2 protein-coding genes are annotated in these 6645 nt (G+C 50.0%); both read right to left on the reverse strand.

Features of this window, described 5'->3' with window-relative positions:
- Window positions 1-6034: non-ribosomal peptide synthetase (locus EV146_RS26610; RefSeq protein WP_132011597.1), on the reverse strand; the 6034-nt coding region annotated here is incomplete at its 3' end.
- A gap of 49 nt (window positions 6035-6083) precedes the next feature.
- A partial coding sequence (locus tag EV146_RS26615) for a condensation domain-containing protein (RefSeq protein ID WP_199232724.1) occupies window positions 6084-6645 on the reverse strand: 562 nt, incomplete at its 5' end.

Here is a 6645-nt window from a genome sequence, read left to right on the forward strand (position 1 = left end):
GCGGTGCCGTGTAGCCTTCACTCGCTGGCCGTGAACTTGATGGCTTGGGAAGGGCCTTTTTGTCGATCTTTCCATTCGGCGTCAGCGGGAAGGTATCCACCTCCACAAAATAGGAAGGGATCATATAGTCAGGCAGGATTTTCCGCATGTGATTCCGAACGGATGAAACCTTAAGATGTCCCGAAGGGACGACATAAGCACAAAGATAACTGTAGTCTTGTTCTTTCACGGAAATTACGACTGCATCCTTGACGTTACCATGGGATATAAGACGGTTTTCAATTTCCCCTATTTCGATCCGGTGGCCACGTATCTTGACCTGGTCATCGATCCGACCGAGGTACTCCAGGTTCCCATCCCCCAGCCATCTGGCTAGGTCGCCTGTCCTGTACATCCGTTCTCCTGGATTGAACGGGTTCTCGACGAACCGCTCCTCCGTCAGCTCTGGCCGGTTCAGGTAGCCCCTGGCCACGCCTTCGCCGGCCACGTACATTTCACCGCTGACCCCGACAGGAAGGAGGTTTCTCCGACCATCCAGCACATACACCTGGAGGGTGGGGATCGGCTTCCCGATGTTGCTGATGTTGGCCTCGATATCCTTCTCGGTGATTTCCTTGTACGTGACATGAACAGTCGTTTCCGTGATTCCGTACATGTTGATCAGCTGGGTGGCAGGATAATCCAGTTTCCAGTTCTTCAGCTGAAGCGGCGAAAGCTTTTCCCCGCCGAAGATGACCTTGCGGACCGGCATTCCATCTGGCTTCAGCTTCTCCATCTGTCGGGAGAGCTGGTAAAACGCCGTAGGCGTCTGGTTCAGGATGGTCACGCCCTCCCTCAGAAGGAGCCGGGCGAAGGCTTCGGGGTCTCGGGCCACAAAGGTCGGGACAAGGACCAGCCGTCCCCCGTATAACAGGGCCCCGTACATTTCCCAGACGGAAAAGTCGAAACAGTAGGAATGGAACATCGTCCAGACATCCTCTCCTGAGAAATCGAAGAGGTTCCGGTCGTTGAACAGGAGGCGCACCACGTTCCGGTGCTCCACCATGACGCCTTTCGGCTTCCCGGTGGACCCGGATGTGTAGATGATATAGGCGAGATCACCCGGGCAGGCCTCCCCTTCCAGGTCCGAAGGGTCCTCCTTCTCCCATTCACGCTCCCAAAGCGCCAGCACTTTGCCGTTAAACCCATCGGGAACGTCCTCGGGATGCTGGACGATCAGGCTCTCTGCCCCGCTGTCGTCCAGCATGTAGGAAATCCGCTGCTCCGGATAATCCGGGTCGATCGGAAGATAGGCAGCCCCCGCTTTCAATACCCCGAGGATGCTCACGATCATCTCGGACGAACGGTCAGCAAGAAGGCCAATGATTTGTCCGCGACCTGCGCCCTGTTTCCTGAGAAGTCGGGCCACCTGGTTGGATTTCCTGTGCAGTTCTCCGTAAGACATCGTGCCTTTTTCATATATAACTGCAATGTTGTCTGCTGCATTCTTTGCCTGCCCTGCAAAAATTTCATGAATGGTCTTTTCCCTTGGAAATTCTGAATGTGGAGAGTTGAACGCATTTAGGATTTTGCCAACCTCCGAAGGTGTGGCTAATTGAACTTCCGATATCAATTTAGCTGGTTCCTCCACCATTTGCGAAAGCAGATGTGTTAGATGGCGGTACATTCTCTCTACCGTTTCTTTTTTGAATAGGCTGGTGCTGTACTCAATCAATACCTTTAAAGAATCACCTTCTATGACCGTCCAGGTGAGATCATATTTTGCATTTTTCCATCTCCATGGATGTGGTTTGACTGTAAGTCCTGGAACAAGGATTTCGTCAATTTTCATATTCTGCATAATCATGATGGTGTTGAAGAGGGGCTGATGGCTAAGATTCCTTGGTACTTCCAGTTTTTCGATCAGGTCTTCCAATGGATACTCTGCATGTTCAAATGCCTGAAGAACCCTTGCTCGGACGTTTCCAATGAATTCTCCTATTGTTAAATGTCCTTTAGGTTCATTTCGTATAGGCAGGGTGTTGATGAACATCCCGACGATATCTTCCAGGTCGGAATGCTCCCTTCCCGCTACAGGCATTCCCACGACAATGTCCTCCTGTCCCGCATATTTGGAAAGCAGGATGTTGTAGGCAGCCAGCAGGATCATATACAAGGTGGATCCTTCTGCCGCCGAGTGGTTCTTGAGCTTCCGGAATAGCCTGCTATCAAGTTCAAACTCTAAGGTTTCGCCGGAAAAGGACCTCTCTGGAGGCCGGGGGAAGTCTGATGGCAGTTCAAGAACCGGAACTTCGCCTTTAAACTGGTCGAGCCAGTATCCTTCCCCGGTATTTAATCGTTCTTTATATTGTTTAGTCTGCTGCCATTGAGCATAGTCCTTATACTGAATTGTTAGCGATGGCAGCTCTCTGCCCTGATACAACTGGAAAAGCTCTTGTAAAAGGATGTTGACTGAAATGCCATCAGAAACAATATGATGAAAATCCAACAAGAGGATGTAGCGAGTCTTTTCCACTTTTGCCAAAAGCGCCCGAAATGGAAGGTGGGTACCTAAATTAAACGGCTGGACGAATTCGTCGATGAGTTTGGGTAATTCCTCTTCAGTCACATCCTTTAGTTCGGTTTCGAAAGAGTGATGGGTCTCAATGCGCTGAGTCAACCGCTCATTCTTAAGGTGGAAGGTCGTCCTAAGAGGTTCATGGCGGTCAACTAGGGTGGACAGCGATTGGATGAGGCATACTGTGTCTATCTCTCCCTCGAGCTCCAAAATCAAAGGCATGTTGTAATGGGTTGTTTTTGTGTCTCCCTCGATCTGTTGAACGACATACATCCTGCGTTGAGCGGTCGTAACCGGGTAAAATTCTTTCTTGGCAGCCTGCTCTATGATAGTAAAAGCTTCTTTCCCTGACCCAGAAATATAGTGGGCCATATCCATTAGGAGCGGGTTTTCAAAAATCTTCTGTATGGAGATTCGGGTTTCAAACTTTTTGTGGATGGCAGCTGCCAACTGAGTGGCCATGAGCGAATGTCCGCCAAGCTCAAAGAAATGGTCCCTTCTCCCTACCTGTTTAATCTCGAGTATCTGGCTCCAGATATCAGCAAGGTCTCTTTCGGTGGAATTGACTGGTGCTTGATAACTGGCAAGACTCCCTTTTTGTGGTTCAGGCAGCCTGGATCTATCTATTTTTCCGTTGGAAGTCAACGGGAATCGGTCTAGGAACACATAATGAGCAGGAATCATATATTCCGGCAGCATTTCCTTTAAGTGGTCTCGAATGGACTGTTGGCTACTCACATGGCGGGCAACGAGGTAGGCACAAAGATACAAGTGGCCCTGGCTGTCCCTCCTTGCGATTACGCACACTTCCTTAATGTGCGGGAACGAAAGCAGCCTTGCTTCGATTTCTCCCACTTCGATTCGGTGGCCGCGTATCTTAACCTGGTCATCGATCCGACCGAGGTACTCCAGGTTCCCGTCCTCCAGCCATCGGGCCAAGTCGCCTGTCCTGTACATCCGCTCTCCTGGATTGAACGGGTTCTCGACGAACCGCTCCTCCGTCAGCTCCGGCCGGTTCAGGTAGCCCCTGGCCACGCCTTCCCCAGCCACGTACATTTCACCGCTGACCCCGACAGGGAGGAGGTTTCTCCGCCCATCCAGCACATACACCTGGAGGGTGGGGATCGGCTTTCCGATGTTGCTGATGTTGGCCTCGATATCCTTCACGGTGATTTCCTTGTACGTGACATGAACAGTCGTTTCCGTAATTCCGTACATGTTGATCAGCTGTGTGGCAGGATAAGCCAGTTTCCAGTTCTTCAGCTGAAGCGGCAAAAGCTTTTCTCCGCCGAAGATGACCTTGCGGACGGGCATTCCATCGGGCTTCAGCTTCTCCATCTGTCGGGAGAGCTGGTAAAATGCCGTAGGCGTCTGGTTCAGGATGGTCACGCCTTCCTTTAGTAGGAGCTGGGCGAAGGCTTCAGGGTCACGGGCCACAAAGGTCGGGACAAGGACCAGCCGCCCCCCGTACAACAGGGCCCCGTACATTTCCCACACGGAAAAGTCGAAACAGTAGGAATGGAACATCGTCCAGACATCCTCCCCGGAGAAATCGAAGAAGTTCCGGTCGTTGAACAGGAGACGCACTACGTTCCGGTGCTCCACCATGACGCCTTTCGGCTTCCCGGTGGACCCGGACGTGTAGATGATATAGGCGAGATCTTCCGGTCGGGTTCCCCCCTCCAGGTCCGAAGGATCCTCCTTCTCCCATTCACGCTCCCAAAGCGATATCACCTGGCCGTTAAACCCATCAGGGACGTCCTCCGGATGCTGGACAATCAGGCTCTTTGCCCCGCTGTCCTCAAGCATGTAGAAAATTCGCTCCTCCGGATATTCCGGATCGATCGGAAGATAGGCAGCCCCGGCTTTCAATACTCCGAGCATGCTGACGATCATTTCAGTCGACCGTTCTGTTAAAATCCCCACTACCTGCTCTCGCTGTACACCTTGCCTTCGAAGGCTTCTTGCCACCTGATTGGCCATCCCATTCAGTTGGGAATAGCTGATTTTCCGTTCGCCATGTACTACCGCAGTTCGGGATGGCTCCTTTTGCACCTGCTCCTCAAAAAGTGAGGTCAGGGTACTGGCCATTGGATAAGTCGTTTCGAGGGAACTGGAAATCCCCATTAATTTTGATTTCTCTTCTGCTGACATCATATCGATTTCATCCACCAGTATCCCTGGCGAATGTACAATTGTATTGATCACCATCTTTAGATGTGAAAAAACGTCATGAATGGTCTCTGCTGTATACCTCCGTTCATTGAAGACCATCTTTATGATCAAATCCTGCCCAGGCCCGATCAGTAGATTGAAATCGTAATTTGTCTGATCGAAGGCATCTACCTCGGTAAGGCTGATTCCAAATTTATCTATGTCATCTCCACTTTGGACCGATTCGTCAAGAGGATAATTCTCGAAAACAACCATATGGTTGATGAGTTGGTTTCCTGTTTCTTTGCCAGCCTGGATATCGGCAAGTGATAGATAGCCGAAAGGTTCGGACCTGAGAGCCTGTTCCTGGAGCTGCTTAACTAGCTCCAGGAAGCACTGCCCGCCATATGTCTTAACCCTGACTGGCACAGCATTGATAAACAGGCCCACCATTTTCTCGACATTGGGTATTTCCGAAGTCCTGCCGGAAACGATGGTTCCAAAGACAACATCCGTTGTATCGTTATACTTTTGCAGGATCAGGCCCCAAACTGCCTGAATAATGACATTTAACGTAACCTTGCATTCTTTGGCCAAACCATTCAGCTTTTCGGTAAGGTCGGGACCGACCTTGAACACCATCTCTTTTCTTTCATAACCTGATAAAACCGGAGAGGTGTTCCTGCTTGGAAGATTTGCCGTTTGCTCATAGTTTCTTAGATAGTCATCCCAAAATTGTTGTGCTTCCTGCTGATCTTGCCTACGGAGCCAGGAGATATACGAACTGAATTCAGCCGGCTTGCCTAAGGATAAATCGTCCCGGTTACGTATTTTCCTGTAGAGTTCGAACAGCTCATTCAGGACGATCCCAAGGGACCACCCATCCATGAGGATGTGGTGGAAGCTCCATATGACCTTATAATCTTCCTTGCCGGTCCGAAAAACGGCAAGTCGCATCAGCAGGTCCTTTGAAAGGTTGAACCCCTTTATCTTGTCTTGTGCTTTGTAAGTGCTAATGACCTCATTCTGCACTCCTGACGGTTTGGAGGAAAGGTCCTCAAAGCCAACCTTTATGCTCCTTTCCTTTAAGACAACCTGTTTGGGTTTGCTGACGCCCTCATGGAGAAAGACACTCCTGAAGATTGAATGCCTTTTGATCATCAAGTTGAAGCATTGTTCAAATGCCTGTAAATCTAAGCTGCCCTTCAATGTAATGGCCATTTGTTCAAAATAGGCATCACTGTCGCTTAGCAGGGAGTGAAAAAGCATGCCTTCCTGCATCGGGGATAAACTATATATGTCTTCAAATTTATTATCTTTCAAAGTATCCCTCCGTCCCTAAAGGCTCGTGCAATCTTTGCAAAGATGAGAATTATAGATTGTCGATCAGCTGGGAGATTGCATCCAGCTCTTCAAACGTAAGTCCTTCATCCGAAAAGTCACTAGGTGTTTTTTCTGTTTCTTCCTTTCCGGCACAATGACGGACTATCGCCTTCAGCCATTCTTCAAAGCGTCTGATTACTTGTTCAAGAGTCTTATAGTGATAGGTCCGAGAATCATATCGGACATGGACAGTTAATTGACCAGCTGTGATTACGCTGTTGAAGTCCAGCCCGTTTGAATAATGGTTAAGCAGGCTTACTTGAATACCCATTGGCATGGAGGAAAACGCCTGATTATTTCCATCTTCAAATCGCCCGAGATAATTAAAGCTGAGCTCTGGTTTTACCGTGTGCTTGATTTTGTTCTGTACCGCCGGGTTGAGGTACCTGAGCACCCCATAGCCCGCGCCCTTGTGGGGCACCTTCCTCAAGGTTTCCTTCACTTCCTTGACCGTGAGGCCAAGATCGCTTGAGGATACATCGAACACCACAGGGAACATGCTGGTGAACCAGCCGACCGTCCTGCTCAGGTCCGCCCCTTCCACTAGGTCC

Source organism: Mesobacillus foraminis (genome assembly GCF_004340465.1).
Classification (GTDB): Bacteria; Bacillota; Bacilli; order Bacillales; family Cytobacillaceae; genus Mesobacillus_B; species Mesobacillus_B foraminis.